Origin of the sequence: Pseudonocardia sp. WMMC193, assembly GCF_021728735.1 — a bacterium.
Classification (GTDB): domain Bacteria; phylum Actinomycetota; class Actinomycetes; order Mycobacteriales; family Pseudonocardiaceae; genus Pseudonocardia; species Pseudonocardia oroxyli.
In genome coordinates this window covers 5,801,910-5,819,487 of sequence record NZ_JAKKDO010000003.1, presented here as the reverse complement: position 1 = coordinate 5,819,487, position 17,578 = coordinate 5,801,910, and the positions used below count along the sequence as shown (strand labels likewise).

Annotated in this window: 17 protein-coding genes; 5 read left to right on the top strand and 12 right to left on the bottom strand. The window is 73.6% G+C overall.

Annotated elements, in window-relative coordinates; all coding sequences use genetic code 11:
* The first annotated feature begins 45 nt into the window (after positions 1–45).
* A complete protein-coding gene (locus L3X23_RS29805; protein WP_237196399.1) occupies positions 46–1,617 on the top strand; it encodes a hypothetical protein in 1,572 nt (523 codons plus the stop codon).
* Between the two features lie 91 nt (positions 1,618–1,708).
* Positions 1,709–2,590 (top strand): 1,4-dihydroxy-2-naphthoate polyprenyltransferase, encoded by an 882-nt coding sequence (locus L3X23_RS29800; RefSeq protein ID WP_237196397.1) that lies wholly within the window; start codon positions 1,709–1,711, stop codon positions 2,588–2,590.
* A 1,475-nt stretch (positions 2,591–4,065) separates the two neighbouring features.
* On the opposite strand, the gene L3X23_RS29795 is transcribed toward L3X23_RS29800, so the two are convergent.
* Positions 4,066–4,611 (bottom strand): DUF4229 domain-containing protein, encoded by a 546-nt coding sequence (locus L3X23_RS29795; RefSeq protein ID WP_237196395.1) that lies wholly within the window; start codon positions 4,609–4,611, stop codon positions 4,066–4,068.
* 296 nt (positions 4,612–4,907) lie between these two features.
* Here L3X23_RS29795 and L3X23_RS29790 point away from each other — a divergent pair, with 296 nt between their 5' ends.
* Complete coding sequence (locus tag L3X23_RS29790; RefSeq protein ID WP_093076559.1) at positions 4,908–5,129, top strand: BldC family transcriptional regulator; 222 nt, start codon at positions 4,908–4,910, stop codon at positions 5,127–5,129.
* A gap of 70 nt (positions 5,130–5,199) precedes the next feature.
* Positions 5,200–5,454, top strand: coding sequence for a hypothetical protein (locus L3X23_RS29785; protein WP_237196392.1), 255 nt, complete (start codon positions 5,200–5,202; stop codon positions 5,452–5,454).
* Here L3X23_RS29785 and L3X23_RS29780 read toward each other — a convergent pair.
* The 10 genes from L3X23_RS29780 to hemB all read right to left on the bottom strand — a co-directional run bounded on the left by L3X23_RS29780 (position 5,451) and on the right by hemB (position 15,052).
* Positions 5,451–6,803, bottom strand: a complete 1,353-nt coding sequence (locus L3X23_RS29780; protein WP_255735709.1) for an AAA family ATPase — start codon at positions 6,801–6,803, stop codon at positions 5,451–5,453. The genes L3X23_RS29785 and L3X23_RS29780 overlap by 4 nt on opposite strands.
* Positions 6,804–7,028: 225 nt before the next feature.
* Complete coding sequence (gene ccsB, locus L3X23_RS29775; RefSeq protein WP_237196388.1) at positions 7,029–8,045, bottom strand: c-type cytochrome biogenesis protein CcsB; 1,017 nt, start codon at positions 8,043–8,045, stop codon at positions 7,029–7,031.
* Positions 8,045–9,649 (bottom strand): cytochrome c biogenesis protein ResB, encoded by a 1,605-nt coding sequence (locus L3X23_RS29770; RefSeq protein ID WP_237196386.1) that lies wholly within the window; start codon positions 9,647–9,649, stop codon positions 8,045–8,047. The genes ccsB and L3X23_RS29770 overlap by 1 nt, the downstream gene beginning before the upstream one ends.
* Positions 9,646–10,395, bottom strand: a complete 750-nt coding sequence (locus L3X23_RS29765; RefSeq protein WP_093076548.1) for a cytochrome c biogenesis CcdA family protein — start codon at positions 10,393–10,395, stop codon at positions 9,646–9,648. Before L3X23_RS29765 ends, L3X23_RS29770 begins: the two co-directional genes overlap by 4 nt.
* Positions 10,396–10,618: 223 nt before the next feature.
* The gene (locus tag L3X23_RS29760; protein ID WP_237196384.1) at positions 10,619–11,206 is read right to left on the bottom strand and encodes a TlpA disulfide reductase family protein; all 588 of its coding nucleotides are present in this window, start codon (positions 11,204–11,206) and stop codon (positions 10,619–10,621) included.
* Positions 11,203–11,865 (bottom strand): histidine phosphatase family protein, encoded by a 663-nt coding sequence (locus tag L3X23_RS29755; RefSeq protein ID WP_093076542.1) that lies wholly within the window; start codon positions 11,863–11,865, stop codon positions 11,203–11,205. Before L3X23_RS29755 ends, L3X23_RS29760 begins: the two co-directional genes overlap by 4 nt.
* A complete protein-coding gene (hemL, locus tag L3X23_RS29750; RefSeq protein WP_237196382.1) occupies positions 11,862–13,157 on the bottom strand; it encodes a glutamate-1-semialdehyde 2,1-aminomutase in 1,296 nt (431 codons plus the stop codon). Before hemL ends, L3X23_RS29755 begins: the two co-directional genes overlap by 4 nt.
* A 10-nt stretch (positions 13,158–13,167) precedes the next feature.
* Positions 13,168–13,785 (bottom strand): hypothetical protein, encoded by a 618-nt coding sequence (locus L3X23_RS29745; protein ID WP_237196380.1) that lies wholly within the window; start codon positions 13,783–13,785, stop codon positions 13,168–13,170.
* A 17-nt stretch (positions 13,786–13,802) separates the two neighbouring features.
* Positions 13,803–14,090 (bottom strand): DUF4282 domain-containing protein, encoded by a 288-nt coding sequence (locus L3X23_RS29740; RefSeq protein ID WP_237196378.1) that lies wholly within the window; start codon positions 14,088–14,090, stop codon positions 13,803–13,805.
* The gene (hemB, locus tag L3X23_RS29735) at positions 14,081–15,052 is read right to left on the bottom strand and encodes a porphobilinogen synthase (RefSeq protein WP_237196377.1); all 972 of its coding nucleotides are present in this window, start codon (positions 15,050–15,052) and stop codon (positions 14,081–14,083) included. Before hemB ends, L3X23_RS29740 begins: the two co-directional genes overlap by 10 nt.
* Positions 15,053–15,115: 63 nt before the next feature.
* Between hemB and L3X23_RS29730 the strand changes: the two genes are divergently transcribed.
* On the top strand, positions 15,116–15,892 hold the full coding sequence (locus tag L3X23_RS29730; protein WP_237196375.1) for a hypothetical protein: 777 nt from the start codon (positions 15,116–15,118) through the stop codon (positions 15,890–15,892).
* Between the two features lie 132 nt (positions 15,893–16,024).
* Here L3X23_RS29730 and L3X23_RS29725 read toward each other — a convergent pair whose 3' ends face one another.
* Entirely contained in the window at positions 16,025–17,554 is a 1,530-nt protein-coding gene (locus tag L3X23_RS29725) for a uroporphyrinogen-III synthase (protein ID WP_093076527.1), read from the bottom strand.
* Between the last annotated feature and the right edge of the window lie 24 nt (positions 17,555–17,578).

The window sequence follows — 17,578 nt, the reverse complement described above, 5'->3', positions numbered from 1 at the left end:
CACCTGTAGTCACACCGACCACACGGGACGGAGCACGGAATGCGTATGAGGTGGCGCACGGCGGTCCTGGCCGCCGCGACCGCAGCGCTCACGCTCGCCGGGATCGCACCCGCGGTCGCGGCCGAACCGAGCGGGACGTCCTGGACCGCCGATCTCGCCTCGGGCGAGGCGGCGGGGGTGACGACGTCCGGTGGTGCGGTGCGGCTCGACCCGGCCACCGCGTTCCGTGCGCCCGCGGACGCACCTGCCGGCGAGGCGCTGACCGAGGGCGCCGCCGACCTGGTCTCCACCGGGCTGCTGACGCTCGCGCCCCAGGACCTGGACACCCCGACGTCGGCGGTGGAGTCGGTGCTCGACGCGGCCGTCCCGCCGGGCTCCAGCGCCTCCATGGACGTGCGCGGACGGACGGCGACCGGCGGGTGGACCGAGTGGATCCCGTCCTCGGGCACCGGCGTCGCGGAGCTGCCCACCCGGACCTCCGAGGTGCAGGGGCGGCTCGTCGTGACCGGGGACGCGGCGGTCCGCGGTGCGACCCTGCGGGCCGAGCCCTCGACGGGTGGCGTCGAAGGTCTCACGGAGCAGGCACCCCTGTCCTACAACGTGTTCGCGACGCGGGAGGGGCTCGTGGGGGGCACCACCGCCAACGGACACGTGATCACCGAGCGGGACCACTTCGTGGCGCTGCCCTCGCGGCGGGCGCTGTCCCCGCGGGACACCAGCGACTACTCGGTGCGGGTCTGCGCGCCGAACGGGCAGTGCGCGTTCGCGCCGGTGTGGGACGTCGGCCCGTGGAACACCCGCGACGACTACTGGAACTCCGCCGACCAGCGCCAGGAGTGGAAGGACCTGCCCCAGGGCGTCCCGCAGGCGCAGGCCGCCTACCGCGACGGTTACAACGGTGGCAACGACCAGTTCGGCCGCAAGGCCGCGAACCCCGCCGGGATCGACCTGGGCGACGGGGTGTTCTGGGACGCGTTGGGCCTCAAGGACAACTCCCAGGTGCAGGTCGACTACCTGTGGACCGGCTCGGTGCGGCTGTCGAAGGTCTCCGCAGAGGGGGTCGCGCAGGTGCGCTCGGCGCCCTCGGACGACGCGTCGGTGGTCGGCGTGGCCGCGGACAGCGCGGACGTCCCGGTCGAGTGCGTCTCCGCGGGCTGGGCCCGGATCGGCGAGGGCCAGTTCCTCACCGCCTCGGTGCTCCCGGAGGCGACCGACGCCCCTTCGTGCGCCGCGGCGGGCGACGCGGTCGCGGGTGGTGCGGCGGCGCCGGGCGAGGAGCCGACTCACGCCGCCGCGGCCGCACCGGGTTCGGCGGGCCCCGGGTCGGATGCCGCCGGGAATGCTGCCTCCGACGCGGCTACGACGGCGTCGGGCTCGGTGGGTGCTTCCGTGGTGGGTGCGGGTGGTCGCGCCGATGCGGGCGGCGCGGGCGGCGCAGGTACGCGCGGCGCGGGCGCGAGTGACGCAGGTTCCGGCGGCGCGGGCCTGAGTGGCGCGGGTGCAGCGGACCCGGCGGACACCGGGCCTGTGACGGCGCCGAGCAGCGCGGAGGTCGGCGGCGCGGCGGCGGTGCGCGCCGGCGCCGCGACCGTCGAGCAGCCCGCCGCGACAGGCTGACCGCCCGGGCGGCCTGCGGAGCCCGGTGATCAGCCGCGGAGCCCGTCCGGGGCGGGGGCCGATCGGCCGGGCGCGCGGGTTAGATTTCGTTGTGGCTTCTCTCGCGCAGTGGGTCCAGGGCGCACGGCCGCGGACCCTGCCCACGGCCGTCGCGCCGGTGCTGGTGGGGACCGGGGCGGCGATCGGATCCGGGACGGTGTCGATCGGGCGGGCCGTGCTCGCGCTGATCGTGGCGGCGGCCCTGGTCATCGGCGTCAACTTCGCCAACGACTACTCCGACGGCATCCGCGGCACCGACGACGAGCGGGTGGGCCCCATGCGGCTCGTCGGATCGAAGGCGGCCACCCCCACAGCGGTGCGCACGGCGGCGTTCGTGTGCTTCGCGATCGCCGCCCTCGCCGGCCTGACGCTCGTCTCGCTGGCCCGCGCGTGGTGGCTGATCGCAGTGGGCGCGGTGTGCATCGCGGGTGCCTGGTTCTACACCGGCGGCAAGCGGCCCTACGGCTACGCGGGGCTCGGCGAGGTCGCGGTGTTCGTGTTCTTCGGACTGGTCGGCACGCTCGGCACCACGTACACCCAGTCGGGCACCGTCGGCCCGCTCGCGATCGTCGGGGCGGTGGGGGTCGGTCTGCTCTGCTGCGCGGTGCTCGTCGCGAACAACCTGCGAGACATCGCGGGAGACACCGAGGTCGGCAAGCGCACGCTCGCCGTCGCGCTCGGCGACCGGGACACCCGCCGCTTCTACGCGGCCCTCGCCCTGCTCCCGTTCGTGCTCACGATCGGGATGGGGGTGCTCAGCCTGCCCGTCCTGCTCGGCCTGCTCGCGCTCCCCCTCGCGATCCCACCGACCCGCGCCGTCCTCCAGGGCGCGGACGGCCGCCCCCTCATCCGCGTGCTGCAGCAGACGGGCGTGGTCCTGCTGGCCTGGTCCGCCCTGACGGCCGTCGGGCTCGCACTCGGCCTAGCGTTCTAGCGTCGACCCCGACCACGGTCCAGGTGCCCCGGGACCGTCGGCCCCGCCAGGCGGGACGCTCAGGTTCCTGCTCCTCCGCCTCCCCGACCATCCGAGCGACCTCGGACGCGGCGGGCCCATCGCCACACGTTGCCCAGGTTCCAGACGCTCCAGACCCCCGACCATCCGGCCGACCTCGGAGCTTGCCGGCCCAACGCCACGCGATGCCCAGGTTCCGAACGCTCCAGACCCCCGACCATCCGAAGGCCCTCAAACCCGCCACGCACACCCCGGCGCGATGCTCAGGTTCCGGATGGTCCAGACCCCCGACGATCCGGACGCCCTCCGACCCGGCGGGCCCAACGCCACACCATGCCCAGGTCTCGGATGCTCCAGACCCCCGACCATCCGAAGGCCCTCAGACCCGCCACACAGACCTCGGGGCGATCCTGACGCTCCTGCTTCCCGACCCATCCGAACACCCTCAAAACCGCGACACACAACCCGGCGCGATGCTCAGGATCCTGATGGTTCACGCCACTGGCCATCCGAGCGCCTGCGGGCCGGGTGGGTGCACCTCGACGTCGACTCTGCTCCCTGATGGTCCGGCACCCGATTCATCCTGCGCGGGAGCGTCCGCCCTCGGATCATCAGGAAGCTGAGCAGCGCACTGCAGCGGGTCGACCAAGTACGCCGGTCGCCGGACGGTCGGCACACAGGACCGTCAGGAGCCTGAGCCAGGCTGATCAGGGCGCCGTCGGACCTCGCCCGTGATCGGATGCCGCGACCGGATGACCCGAGCGCCGAGAGCGCCAGGAAGCTGAGCATCGCGCGGCGGCGCGTCGACCAGATGCGCCCGACGTCGGATCTCGGCGCATCTGAGCATCAGGATCCTGCACATCGCCCCGGAGTGCGCGTGGCGGGTCCAGTGCTGCTCGGATGAGTGGGGGCGTGGACTGTCAGGAACCCGAGCATTGCGGTGAGGCACGCAGGTTCACTCCGAGGCCGTCCGGATGATCGTAGGCGCGGACCATCCGGACCCTGAGCATCGTGTGGCGTTGGGCCTAGCGGTTCTGAGGCCGGCCGGATCGTCGGGGGTCCGGACCATCTGGACCCTGAGCATCGTGTGGCGGGATGCCTGGTGGCTCTGAGACCCTCCGGATGGTCGGGAAGGCGGAGCATCCGGAACCTGAGTATCGCGCCGGGTCACGTCGGTTCAGTTCGAGGCCGTCCGGATGATCGTCGGCTCGGACCATCCGGGCCCTGGGCATCGCGTGGTGTTGGGTCTGCCGGGTCGGAGGGCGTCCGGATCGTCGGGGGCGTGGAGCGTCAGGCTGACCGGAGCGCGCAGGACGGTGCTGCGCATCGCTCCGGGTTGGGCCCGCGCGCTCCGAGGGGGTTCGGATGACCTGGCAGGCGGAGCGTCAGGAACCTGCCCACCGGTCCGGCGAACGTCCCCGTTGACTCCAGGGTGCGGTGACCATGGGCGCGAGGTCTCAGGAACGGTCGAGGCGCTCGTCGGACTTCGAGGCGGCGACGGCAGGGGCAGCGGCAGGACCGGCCGGTTCGGTGTCAGGCTTGTCGGCCTCCGCCTCGGCTGTGCGGTCGGCGACGGGCTTGGCGGGACCGTCGGCCGGCCCGGTGCGCTCGGCAGAGCCCGCGCGCTCGGCAGGGTCGGTGCGCTCGGCAGGGTCGGTGCGCTCGGCAGGGTCGGTGCCCTCGGCGGAGCCGGTGCGCTCGAGAGGGTCGGGGTGCCCTGCGTCGTCGCCACGGAGGCCGGCACGGAGTACGGCGCGCTCGGCGCCCCGGCGCTCGCGGGCGGCGGAGAGGGCGGCGTCCAGGCGGCCGCGCAGGCCGCGGAACAGCACCATGGACAGGGGCAGCGCCACGATCAACCCGATCAGGATCGCCAGGAGCACCGGGACCCCGACGAGCGCCAGCACGGCGGCGATCAGGGCGAGCAGCCCGAGCCGAGCGAGCGTGTAGAGGGCGATGGTGGCGCCCAGCGACGGCGCGCCGCGGGTCTCGGTGTCGGCGGACATGGCGACGAGGGTACCGACCGCTCGCCGCCTCGGGTTCACCGTCCGGCGGTCCCGAGCCCGGCCTCACACGCGCCGCACCGGATCGCGGGCATCCTCGGGAACGCGAGAGATTCCGCAGCTCAGGCCCCTCTGTCGCGGCGCTCAGGCTCCTCTCAGACTCCCGCCCGGCTTTCGCCCGGAAGTCCGCTTTGCCCTTTAAGAGCCCTTTACCTCCGCCCAACCGTTCGAGTACCCGGGGTCCTCGGTGTCACGATGGCCCGGTAATCGACGATACGGATTCCCTTGCGGAGGCACGGATGTCTGCTCCGACCCAGAACGCGAACGAGCGCCTGCTCACCCCCGGCGAGGTGGCGACCCTCTTCCGTGTCGACCCGAAGACCGTGACCCGTTGGGCCTCGGCCGGTCGGATCGGCTCGATCCGGACCCCCGGCGGCCACCGCCGCTTCCGCGAGTCCGAGGTGCGCGGCATGCTCGCCGACCTCACCAGCGAGGCCACCATGGGGACGCACCACCGCTGATCCCCCACCCGGGGTTCTTTACCGGGGCATTGCCCATCCCTTCGGTACGCTCGGTACCGGAGGTGATGGTGTGCTCTATCTCGTGGCATTCGTCGGCGCGGCGGTCATCGCATTCCTGCTGTGGCGGGCGATGAACGGTGACCGCGCCGAGATCCCGCGCGGCACGAGCGCTCCGCGGGCCTCGGACGTGCCGCGCAAGCCGCGGCCCACGGGTCCGGACGACGATCCGGACTTCCTGCGCAGCCTCGACACGACCCTGCGCAAGCCGGACGAGGGCCCCGGCGAGACCGACGGGCCCCCGTCCGACAAGGGTGACCGCGCCTAGCGGGGGAACCCGTCGGCCACGTACGCGGCCAGCTCCAACAGGGCGATCCGCGTAGGCGCCGAGAGGCGGTCCAGGTCGACCTCCGCGCCTTCCTCGAGGTGCGGGTCGAACGGGATCTGGACCACCGCACGGCAGCGCCCGGCGAAGTGCCGTGCCACCTGGTCCAGGTCCACGGCCCCGGCCTGCCGGTGCACGTTGTTGATCACGGCGATCCCGTTGCGGACGAGGTCGCCGTGGTCGTGCGCCTCCAGCCAGTCCATCGTCGCGGAAGCGCTGCGCGCTCCGTCGATCGAGCCCGACGACACGATGATCAACTGGTCCGCCACGCCCAGCACGCCGTACATGGCCGAGTGCATCAGGCCGGTTCCGCAGTCGGTGAGCACGATGTTGTAGAAGTGCTCGAGCAGCGTGACCGTGCGGCGGTAGTCGTCCTCGCTGAAGGCCTCCGAGACCGCGGGGTCCTCCTCGCTGGCCAGCACCTCCAGCCGGGACGGCCCCTGGGACGTGTAGGCCCGGACGTCGGTGTAGCGGCGCACGCGCTGGGCGTCTCGCAGCAGGTGGCGCACGGTGGCGCTGGTCTCGAGCGGGATCTTCTGCGCGAGCGTGCCGCGGTCGGGGTTCGCGTCGACGGCGACGACCCGGTCCCCGCGCTTGGAGGCGAACGTCGCGCCCAGGGTGGCGGTGATCGTCGTCTTGCCGACGCCGCCCTTGAGGCTCAGCGTCGCGATCTTGTGGCAGCCCAGCAGCGGCTGGTTGATCCGGGAGATGAGCTCGCGCTCCCGGATGTCCTGCGGGCTCTCCCCCGGGTTGATCAGGCGCCCGGTGAGCAGGTAGAGGAACTTGCGCCACCCGGTGCGCGGCGGCCGCCTGCGGCTGGGCCGCAGCAGGCGGGCCGTGGAGAGGTCCGCGGACTCGTCGGAGGAGTCCGCGCGGTGCCGCTGCGCCTCCTGCGCGGCGACGGCGCCGGGGTCCGTCCAGCGCCCGACGTCCCGGATCGGCCGCTGCGGCGCAGGCACCCCGTCGGGCGGGGTGGCGTCGTCGGGGGTCTCGGCGGTGTCCTCGGTGGCCGGCAGCCGGTACGGGCGCGCGGGGGTGGACGTCACGTCACGGTCGGGCACCGCCGGTTCGACGGGCGGGGGCACGGCGGGCGGAGGCACGGCGGCCGGGGGTGGCGCGGCGGGAGACACCGGGGGTGTCGACGACGTCGGCTCCGGAGCCTGGAACCACTCGGAGCGGTCCTCCTGAGGTGGGACCGGGCCAGGGTGGACCGGCTCCTGCGGAGGCGGGGTGTAGGCCTGCGGAGCCTGCGCCGGGGGCTCCTCGGCGCCGTCCTGCTCGTCGATCTCCAGGACGTCCGAACCCCAGGTCGCGTCGTCCGGGACCACGCCCCAGGCCTCGTCGCGCCGGGCGCCGATGCCGGGCTGCTGCTCCCGGCGCTCCTGGGCGGCACGGGCGTTCGCCGCCCACCGCTCCCGGACGTAGCGGCCCACGGAACCGTCGGGGTACTCGTCCGGCCTACTGTCGCTCACGGTCGCCGACGGTAGTCGTGCGAGCCGTCTCGGTCGAGGTGACGGTCAGCCCAGCCCCGCGTACGAGTGAAGGCCCGCGATGACCATGTTGACGAAGAAGAGGTTGAAGATCACCGTGGCGAGTCCCACGATGTTGATCCACGCGGCCGGGGCGTGGCGCCAGCCCGCGGTCGCCCGCGCGTGCAGGTAGGCCGCATAGACGACCCAGGAGATGAACGCGACGGTCTCCTTGGGGTCCCAGCCCCAGAACCGACCCCAGGCCGCCTCGGCCCAGATCGCACCGCAGATCACGGCGAAGGTGAACATCGGGAACGCGACGACCGTGGTCCGGTACGCGAGCCGGTCCAGCGTCTCCTGGGCGGGCAGCTTCGCGACGAACCCGGCGGGCCGCCCGGAGCGCTTCATCAGGTACAGGATGCTCGCGACGCCGGGGACGATGAACAGCCCCGTCGACAGCGTGATGGTGGTCACGTGGATGACCAGCCAGTACGACTGCAGCGCCGGCACGACGGGTGCGGCCTGCGCGTAGAGCACGGTGCCCGCCAGCACCATCAGGACGAGGATCGGGGCGTAGAGGAACACCCCGAGCCTGCGGATCCCCCGACTCCGGCCCGCCCCGCGCTGGAGCACCACCAGCCACGCGACCATCGCCGCGAGACAGACGGCCGAGGTGTACTCGTACATGTTGCCCAGCGGCCACCGCTCGGCGGCCAGCCCGCGCAGCGCGATCGAGCCCAGGTGCAGCAGCACGCCGAGGATGGTCAGCGAGACGGCCATCCGGCCGAAGCGGTCCGCCCGGCTGCGCTCCGGCTTCGGCGTCCTCACCGGGGGCGGCGGGATCTCGTCCGCCGCGGAGCCCGCCGAGCCGGCGGAGCCCGAGACGGCCGCGGGCTCGGCGCTGGTCGCCGCGACGGCGACGACCTCGGCGGGCTCCGCGGCGGGCGTGCTCTGCCGGGCCGTCACGTACTCGACCGCCGAGAACACCATGGCCAGCAGGTACACCACCACGGTGCCCTCGAACAGCAGGTCGCTGTACTGGGAGAGCAGGGGGTCGACAGGCATCAGCGTGCTCCGCTTCCGGTCGGTTGCAGCAGGTCCGTCAGTGTCGTGCGCAGACGGTCGAACTCCTCGCCGTAGCCCGCGCGGTCGGTGCGGGCGAGCCCGCCCAGCTCGACCCGGCTACGGCCCTCGCCCTCGGGCGTGACGCGCACCCAGAACCGCCGCCGCTTGATCGACAGCGACAGCGCGAGCCCCCCGAGCATGAGCAGCGCGAACACCAGCACCGCCTCCTGCCCCGGGTCGTGGCTGATCTGCAGGGCCACCCACTGGGTGACGTCGTCGAAGCGGATCTGCGTGCCGTCGTCGAGGGTGATGCTCTGGCCCGGGACCATGTTCTCGCGGGCGACCCGGGTGAGCTCGCCCGAGTCGACCTTCGACTGGTCGACCGAGAAGATCGACTGGCCGCGGCCGTCGTCGAGACCCAGGTCGCCGCGCATGACGTCCACGGCGGCCTCGGGCGCGAGCAGGTCCGGGAAGGTGGAGGTGACGACCTGGCCGCCCGAGCTCGTCGGGGCGAACAGGCCGGTGATCGCGATCGAGCTGCGCTGCCGCTCCGCGGGATCCGCGATGCCGGGGCGCTCGAACTTGGTGGCGCCCTGCGAGAGGTAGGTCCGCAGGTCCACGGGCTGCCACTGGATCTCCCCGGTCCGCTGCGTGCCGTCGGGCCAGGTCACGGTGAACCTCGGGGCGTACCCGTGGTTGAGCAGGTAGACCCGCTCGCCGTCGATCCGCAGGGGGTGGTTGACGGCGAGCTCGTAGTCCTGCCAGTCGGCGGCGTCGCCGGACTCGACCTGGGCGGCCGTCTGGTAGCCGAGCTGGGCGCGGTACTGCTCGGGCTGGCCGTTGGACAGATAGTCGGCCTGGAAGGAGTTCACCTGGATGCAGAAGGGGGCGAGCTCGGTGCCGTCGACCTGCAGGCCGGGGCGGAAGGAGTCGTAGCCGAGGATCGAGGTGTTGCAGAACTGGCTGCCGTTGGCCAGCACGATGACCTGGCCCTCGTACCCGAACAGCTTCCCGACGGCCATCGCGATCAGCAGACCCACGATGCTCACGTGGAAGACGAGGTTGCCCGTCTCGCGCAGGTAGCCCTTCTCCGCGGAGATCGTGTCCGCCGAGCGGACCCGGCGCCAGCCCTTCAGCTGCGCGTCCATCCGGTCGAGGACCTGGTCGGGGGTCCCCTCGACGACGTCGACGGCGTGGTGCGGCATCCGCGCCAGGTTGCGCGGGGTGGCGACCGGCCGCTGCCGCATCGCGCGCCAGTACTCGATCGTGCGGGGCGTGAGGCACCCGACGAGCGAGATCATCAGCAGCAGGTAGATCGCGGCGAACCACGGGGTGGCGAAGACCTCGAACGCGCCGACCTTGTCCAGCAGCGGCGCGAGCTGCGGATAGTCGGCGAAGTACTGGTCGACGAGCTGGGCGTTCAGCGAGCGCTGCGGCAGGAGCGCGCCGGGCAGCGAAGCCAGGGCCAGCAGGAACAGCAGCACCAGGGCGGTGCGCATGCTCGTGAGCCCGCGCCAGGCGTTCCGCGCGAACGCCAGGACCGCACGAGTGCGGTGCGGGGGTGGGGGCGCGGCGGCGGGCGGCGCGGGGATCGTGGTGCTCATAGGGCCGGGGTGAACCCTGCGATCGAGACCTGCAGCTCGGCGAGCAGCTGCCCCCACAGGCCGCTGACCAGCAGCACCCCGACGGCGACCATGAGCACCCCGCCCGCGATCTGGATGGAGCGGGTGTTGCGGCGCAGCCAGCCGAGCGCGGCGACCGCGCGGGAGGCGCCCAGCGCGATCAGCACGAACGGCAGCCCGAGCCCGGCGCAGTAGGCGAGCGTGAGCACGACGCCGCGCATGCTCCCGCCGCCGGTCCCCGCCGCCACGGCGACGACGCCCGCGAGCGTCGGGCCGATGCAGGGCACCCAGCCCAGCCCGAACACCGCGCCGAGCAGCGGGGCGCCCCAGAGGCCGAGCTTCGGGACCCAGTGCACGCGGCGCTCGTTCTGCAGCACCGGGATGAGCCCGACGAACGCCAGCCCCATCACGATCATCACGATCCCGCCGACCCGCTGGAGCACCTGCTCGTTGCGCACGAGCACGTCCGCGAGCCACACGACGCCGACCAGGATCGCGCCGAACACCACGGTGAAGCCCGCGACGAACAGCCCGGCGGCACCGGCGACCCGGAACCGGCCCTCGGTGCGGTTGCGGTCCACCCCGACCAGCCCCGCCAGGTAGGCGAGATAGCCGGGGACGAGCGGGACCACGCAGGGGGACGCGAAGCTCACCGCGCCCGCGAGGACGGCGACCACCGCTGCGACGAGCAGCGGGCCGCTGACCGCGAGGGTGGTCGACGCATCCATCGCCCGCCAGAGTACGCACCTTCTACGCGTCGTAGTGCGCCGGGCGGGCCGGTGGTGCGGGGTGAGGTGACGCTTGGGCGGCCCAAGCGTCGCTGCATGGTGCTTGGGCGTCCCAAGCGTCGGTGCCGCGCCAGACCCGCTGACGCTTGGGCGGCCCAAGCGTCGCTGCATGGCGCTTGGGCGTCCCAAGCGTCAACGGCCCCCACGTCAGGGGACCGCGTCGTCAGGAGACGGGTTCGGCCGCCACACGTTGCACGGTGCTGAGCAGGTCGCTGGGGCGGATCACGGTCAGGTAGACCGCGGCCACCCGGTGCTGCCGGTCCAGGACCAGCGTGCTGGGCACGACGTTGCGCGGGTAGCCCGAAAGCGCGGCGAGCGAGCGACCGTAGGGATCATAGATCGAGTCATAGGTCAGGCCGCGATCGCGCACGAAGTCCTGCGCCGCAGTCTTCTCGTAGTCGCGCACGTCGATGCCCAGCACCGAGACCCCCGCGGCGGCGCTCTGCTGCGCAACGAACTCCAGGTCCGGTGCCTCCGTGCGGCACGGCCCACACCACGAGCCCCAGATGTTGACGACCACGACCCGGCCCGCGTAGTCGTCGAGCCCGACCTGGGCGCCGTCGTTCATCAGCGACTCGCCGGACAGGTTCGGGGCGACCCCGCGAGACGACGGCGGGTCGTACAGGATCGTCGTCTGCCCGCCGGGGGCGACGAACGTGAACTCCTGCGCGCCCGTCGCGACGGCGTCCTTGCTGGTCGAGCAGCCCGCCAGCACGAGCAGGCCGAGCAGCAGCGGCAGGACCCTCCTCATGCGCCCGTCACCGTGGGGTCGGAGGCACCCGCGGGCTCGGCGTAGGTGAGTCCGGTCATCGTGGTGCCGGTGAACTCGACGCTGGTCAGCGAGGCGAGGGCGCACTGCCGCGAGCGGGGGTCGTGCCAGAGGCGCTGCCCGAGCAGGTAGCGGCGCAGCGTCCAGATCGGCAGCTGGTGCGACACGCAGACCGCCTCACGGCCCTCGGCCAGCGCGCGGGCGCGGTGCACCGCGCCGAACATCCGGTGCGCGATCCTGAGGTAGGGCTCGCCCCAGGACGGGGTGAACGGGTCCCGTACGAGCCGCCAGTTCGCCGGGCGGCGCAGCGCGCCGTCCCCGACGCCGAAGGTCTCGCCCTCGAACAGGTTGCCGGACTCGATCAGCCCGTCCTCGGTGACGATCTCGAGGCCGTGGGTGTCCGCGATCGGGGCGGCGGTCTCCTGCGCCCGCTGCAGCGGGGACGCCACCACGGCGGCGATGTCGTTCGACGCCAGGTACTTCGCGACGATCCCCGCCTGCTCCTGCCCCTCCTCCGCGAGCCGGTAGCCCGGGATGCGGCCGTAGAGGATGCCGTCGGGGTTGTGGACCTTGCCGTGGCGCAGCAGGTGCACCACCGTGCGCGGGCCGCTGACCGGCGGGGAGCTGCGGTCACCGCTCACTGGACGGCCGCCGCCGCGGCCTGCGCCGCCGCCGGGAGGGCCCGCTCGATGACGGCGAACGCGTCGTCGTCCAGGGCCGCGGAGACGAACCAGGCCTCGAAGGCGCTGGGCGGCCCGTAGACGCCGGCGTCGAGCAGGGCGTGGAAGAAGGCGGGGAAGCGCCAGGTCTCGGCGGCCTTCGCGGTCTCGTAGTCCACCACCGGCGACTCGGTGAAGAAGACCGAGAACATGTTGCCCGCCGTCTGCACCCGGTGCGGCACGCCCGCGGCGGACAGCGCGTCCCCGAACAGGCCGACGAGGCGGGCCGCGTTCGCGTCGAGCGTCTCGTAGACGGCCTTGTCCGCGGTGCGCAGCGTGGCCAGCCCGGCGGCGACGGCGACGGGGTTCCCGGACAGCGTCCCGGCCTGGTAGACCGGGCCCTTGGGCGCCAGGTACGACATGAGCTCGGCCGAGCCGCCGAAGGCCGCGGCGGGCAGGCCACCGGACATGACCTTGCCGAAGGTGTAGAGGTCACCGGCCACGCCGTCGAGCCCGAACCACCCGGCGGGCGAGACGCGGAACCCGGTCATCACCTCGTCCATCACGAGCAGCGCGCCGTGCTCGCGGGTGATCTCCCGCAGGCCCTCGTTGAAGCCCGCGACGGGCGCCACCGCGCCCATGTTCCCGGCCGCCGCCTCGGTGATCACGCAGGCGATCTCGGATCCGCGCTCGGCGAACACCGCGCGGACCGCGTCCAGGTCGTTGTACGGCAGCACCACGGTGTCCTGGGCCTGCGCGCCGGTGACGCCGGGGCTGGTGGGCAGCCCGAGCGTCGCGACGCCGGAGCCCGCCTGGGCGAGCAGCGCGTCGACGTGGCCGTGGTAGCAGCCCGCGAACTTCACGACGACCGTGCGCCCGGTGATCCCCCTGGCCAGCCGGATCGCGCTCATGGTCGCCTCGGTGCCCGAGTTCACCAGCCGGACCTGCTCGACCGGCTCGACCCGGCCGATGATCGCCTCGGCGAGCTGGATCTCGGCCTCGGTGGGCGCCCCGAACGACAGGCCGCCCAGCGCCGCCTCCCGCACCGCCTCGACGACGGCGGGGTGTGCGTGGCCGAGGATCATCGGGCCCCACGAGGAGACCAGGTCGACGTAGCGGTTGTCGTCCGCGTCCGTCAGCCACGCGCCGCGCGCGGACGCCATGAACCGCGGGGTGCCGCCGACCGCGTTGAACGCGCGGACCGGGGAGTTGACGCCGCCGGGGATGACCCCCGAGGCGCGGGCGAAGAGGGCGGCCGACTCGGTGGTGCTCACCCCGTCAGTCTTACAGCTTCGCGAACCAGTCCGACGACGGGCGGCGGTGCAGCAGCACGATCCCCGCGATCAGGAGGACCAGCGGCACGGCCACGACCAGGCCCGCGGCGCTCACGGAGAGGTTGAGCACGAGGAAGATCGCGAAGAGCACGCCGAGCACCGTGGCGACCGTGCGGGCCCAGCGCCTGCCGGTCAGCGCCGTGAGCGACACCGCGACGAAGGCGAGCGCCAGCAGGGTGATGATCGCGAACATCAGCCGCAGCGCCTGCAGGAGCTGGTCGAACGTGACGTTCGCCTGCGCCAGGGTCTGCTCCAGGTTCAGGTCCGGCGGCAGCACGGACTGCAGCTCGGCCTGGGTGAGCGGGGTGACCAGCGACAGCACGCCCAGCACCACGAACGGCAGCGCCGCGACCACCAGCAGCACCACCCCGGCGACCACCGTGCCCGGCCTGCGGCGCGGCGGGGCCGGGGTGTGGTCCTGCGGCGCGGAGGGCTGCGACGGCGCGGAGTAGGGGGTGTACGGGTAGGGCTGTCCGGCGTTCGACCCGTAGGGGTTCTGCGGGTACTGCGCGTAGCCCCCACCCGACCTCGGGGGGATGTATCGGGGGCCGTCCTCGCCGCTGCTCACGCAGGCCAGGGTACCGGTCAGGGCTCCCGACGGGTCCGCTGCGACAGGCGGACGACCGCCACGAGGAACTCCAGGACCACCCGCAGGAGCAGCAGCGAGAAGACCGCCGCCACCGCCCCGCCCACCAGCGCGGCGATCCCGAGGCCGAAGCCGCGGGAGAAGGTCACCAGCACCACGCCGACGTACCCGACGACGATGAGCACGATGCCCACGACGTAGAGCAGCCGGGCGACCGCGGGCGTGGCGAAGCGGTCGAAGTCCAGGTCCGTGAGCGCGGTGAGCACCCCGGGTTCGTTCACAGCCACTGCGCGGCCTCCGCGGCCCAGTAGGTGAGGACGAAGTCCGCACCGGCCCGTCGGAAGCTGGTCAGGGACTCGAGGATGGTGCGCTCGCGCTCCAGCCACCCGTTCGCGGCGGCGGCCTCGATCATCGCGTACTCGCCGCTGACCTGGTACGCGGCGACCGGGACGTCCGCGGTGTCGGCGATGGTGCGCAGCACGTCGAGGTAGGGCAGGCCCGGCTTGACCATGACCATGTCGGCGCCCTCCTCGAGGTCGAGCGCGAGCTCGCGCAGCGACTCCCGCAGGTTCGCGCCGTCCTGCTGGTAGGTCTTGCGGTCACCCTTCAGCTGGCTCTCGACGGCGTCCCGGAACGGGCCGTAGAAGGCGCTGGTGTACTTGGCGGTGTAGGCGAGGATGCCGGTGTCGGTGTGCCCCGCCTCGTCGAGCGCCTCGCGGATGACGCCGATCTGGCCGTCCATCATCCCGCTCGGCCCCACGACGTGGGCGCCCGCCTCGGCCTGCGCCACGCCCATGCGGGCGTAGACCTCCAGGGTGGCGTCGTTGTCCACGCGACCCTGCTCGTCCAGGACGCCGCAGTGCCCGTGGTCGGTGAACTCGTCGAGGCAGAGGTCCGACATGAGGACGGTGTCGTCGCCGAGCTCCGCCCGCAGGTCGCGCAGCGCGACGTTGAGGATCCCGTCGGGGTCCGTGGCGCCGGAGCCGACCGCGTCGTGGGTCGCGGGGACGCCGAACAGCATGATCCCGCCGACGCCGCGCTGCACCGCCTCGACCGCCGCCTTGCGGAGGCTGTCGCGGGTGTGCTGGACCACGCCGGGCATGGACGCGATCGGGGTGGGCTCGGCGGCGCCCTCGCGCACGAACATCGGCAGGACGAGGTGGCGGGGCCGGACGTCGGTCTCGGCCACCAGCCGTCGGAGCGCGGGGGTGGTCCGCAACCGCCGCGGCCGCTGCACAGGGAAGCCCATGCACCCAGCGTACGACCGGGGGTGGGTGCCGGGGCGGGTCACCCCATGGGGCATCCTGCGCGCGTGACCAAACCGGGACGCAGCGTCATCGCCCTCCTTCTCGATCGATCCAGCTCGCTCGGCCCGCTGCGCGACGAGGTGCGCGCCGCCGTCGCCGGGCTCCTCACCGAGCAGGCCGCCCGGCCCGGCGAGGTCGAGGTGTACGTCACCACGACCGGTCGTCGCGCCGGGAAGCTCGGCGGCGGGATCCCGGCCGGGGACGCCGCCGTCCCGAAGCTGCGCGGGCGGGGCACGGCCGCGGTCCGGGACTCGCTCGGCGCGCTGGTCGGCGGGCTGGGGTCCGCCCTCGCCGGGATGCCGGAGGACGAGCGCCCCGCGCGGGTGTTCCTGGTGGTCGTCACCGGGGGCGCCGACGAGGGCAGCGCCACCTGGGGTCCGGACGAGCTGCGCGACCTGGTCGCCACCCAGGAGCGCGACTACGCGTGGGAGGTCGTGACCGTCACGGTCGCCGAGCACGCCGGCCTCGCGCCGTGGGGCGAGGGCTTCCGCTCGATCGGTGCGGCCCCGACCGCCGAGGGCGTGCGCGCGGGTGTCGCCGCCGCGTCGGCGTACGTGGCGCGCGCCCGCGAGGTCGGTCCGTGGGAGCCCGTCGCCGGGTTCTCCCAGGAGGAGCGCTGGGCCGCCTACCCGCCCGCCTTCCACGCCGACGAGGCGGGCGCGGACGAGACCGCCGTCATCCCCGTGATCACCGCCGAGCGCCTGGCCGAGGCCGACCGCGCCGACGCCGAGAGCCGACGTCGCTGGTGGGAGCACCTGCTCCGCCGCCCCGCCAAGGTCTGACCGCCCCCGGCGAACGGCGCGTTCGCCGACCAGGTGGGAACCAACGCGCCGTTCGCTCATCCGGGCCCGAAGACACGAACGGCGCGTTCGCTCACCAGGTGGGAGCGAACGCGCCGTTCGTCGCAGCAGGGGTCAGCGGCGGCGGGCCTTGACCTTCTTCGGCGGCGGCAGGGCGCCCTCCGCGCGGAGCTTGGCCGCGTGCGCCGCCAGCGCGTCGACCAGGGCCGGGACGCGGGCCTCCTCCGGCTGGACGTCCACGCGCAGGCCGAACTCGCGAGCGGTCTCCGCCGTGGCCGGGCCGATGCAGGCGACCAGCGTGCGCGCGTGCGGCTTGCCCGCGATGCCCACCAGGTTCCGCACCGTCGACGACGAGGTGAAGCAGACGGCGTCGAACCCGCCGGTCTTGATCGCCTCGCGGATCGGGGCGGGCGGCGGGGCCGCGCGCACGGTCCGGTAGGCGGTCACGTCGTCGATCTCCCAGCCGCGGTCGGTGAGCCCGGCGGCGAGGGTCTCGGTGGCGATGTCCGCCCGCGGGAGCAGGACGCGGTCCACCGGGTCGAGGATGTCGTCGTGCGGCGGGAAGAGCTCGAGCAGCCCCTCCGACGTGCTGGTCTGCGCCTCGTCGATGTCCGGGACCAGCTCGGGGACGATCCCGAACTCGCGCACCTTCTCGGCGGTCGCGGTGCCGACGCACGCGATCTTCACGCCGGAGAAGGCCCGCGCGTCCAGCCCGAACTCGTGGAACTTCTCCCAGACCGCGCGCACGGCGTTGGTCGAGGTGAACACGACCCAGGCGTAGCGCCCGTCGACCAGGCCCTTGACCGCACGCTCCATCTGGGTGGGCGAGCGCGGCGGCTCGACGGCGATGGTCGGGACCTCCTCGGGGATGGCCCCGTGCATGCGCAGCCGGTCGCTCATCACGCCGGCCTGGTCCTTGGTGCGCGGCACCAGCACGCGCCAGCCGTACAGCGCGCGGGACTCCCACCAGGCCAGGTCGAGCGCCCCGCCGACGGTCACGACCAGCGGGCCCTCGAGCTCGGCGGCGTCCGACGCCATGGCGCCGATCGTCGTCGAGACCGTCTTCTGGGTGTTCTCGGTGCCGTGCGCGGTGACCGCGACGGGGCTGTCGGAGGCGCGGCCCTGGCCGGTCAGCGCGGTGGCGACCTCGGCCAGGTGGGCGGCGCCCGCGTGCAGCACCAGCGGGCCGGGGGAGGCGCAGAGCGCGGCCCAGTCGACGCCGGCGCGCACGTCCGCCTCGACGTGCCCGGACCCGAGCGCGACGCCCGCGTACGCGGGCACGGCGGTCCCGGCGGGGACCCCGGGCACCACGTCGAAGGCGAGCCCGGCGGCGGCCACGGCCCGGGCCTCGGCCACCACGGCGTCGACGGTCAGCGGGTCGCCCGAGACGAGCCGGACCACGGGGCGGCCGGACTTCGCCTCGGTGACCAGGTCGCCTGCGACGTCCGCGGGCTGGCCGACGGCGGGCCGCACCTCGGCGCCCTCGGCCACCAGGCCCAGCACCGCCTCGGGCACGTCCGGGTCGTTGACCACGAGCGGCGCCGTGGACAGCACCTCGCGGGCGCGCACGGTCAGCAGTCCGGGGTCCCCGGGGCCGGAGCCCACGAAGGCGATCCGACCGGCGGTCGGGGTTGTGCGAGTCATTGTTGTTCCTACGCTCCCAGCGTC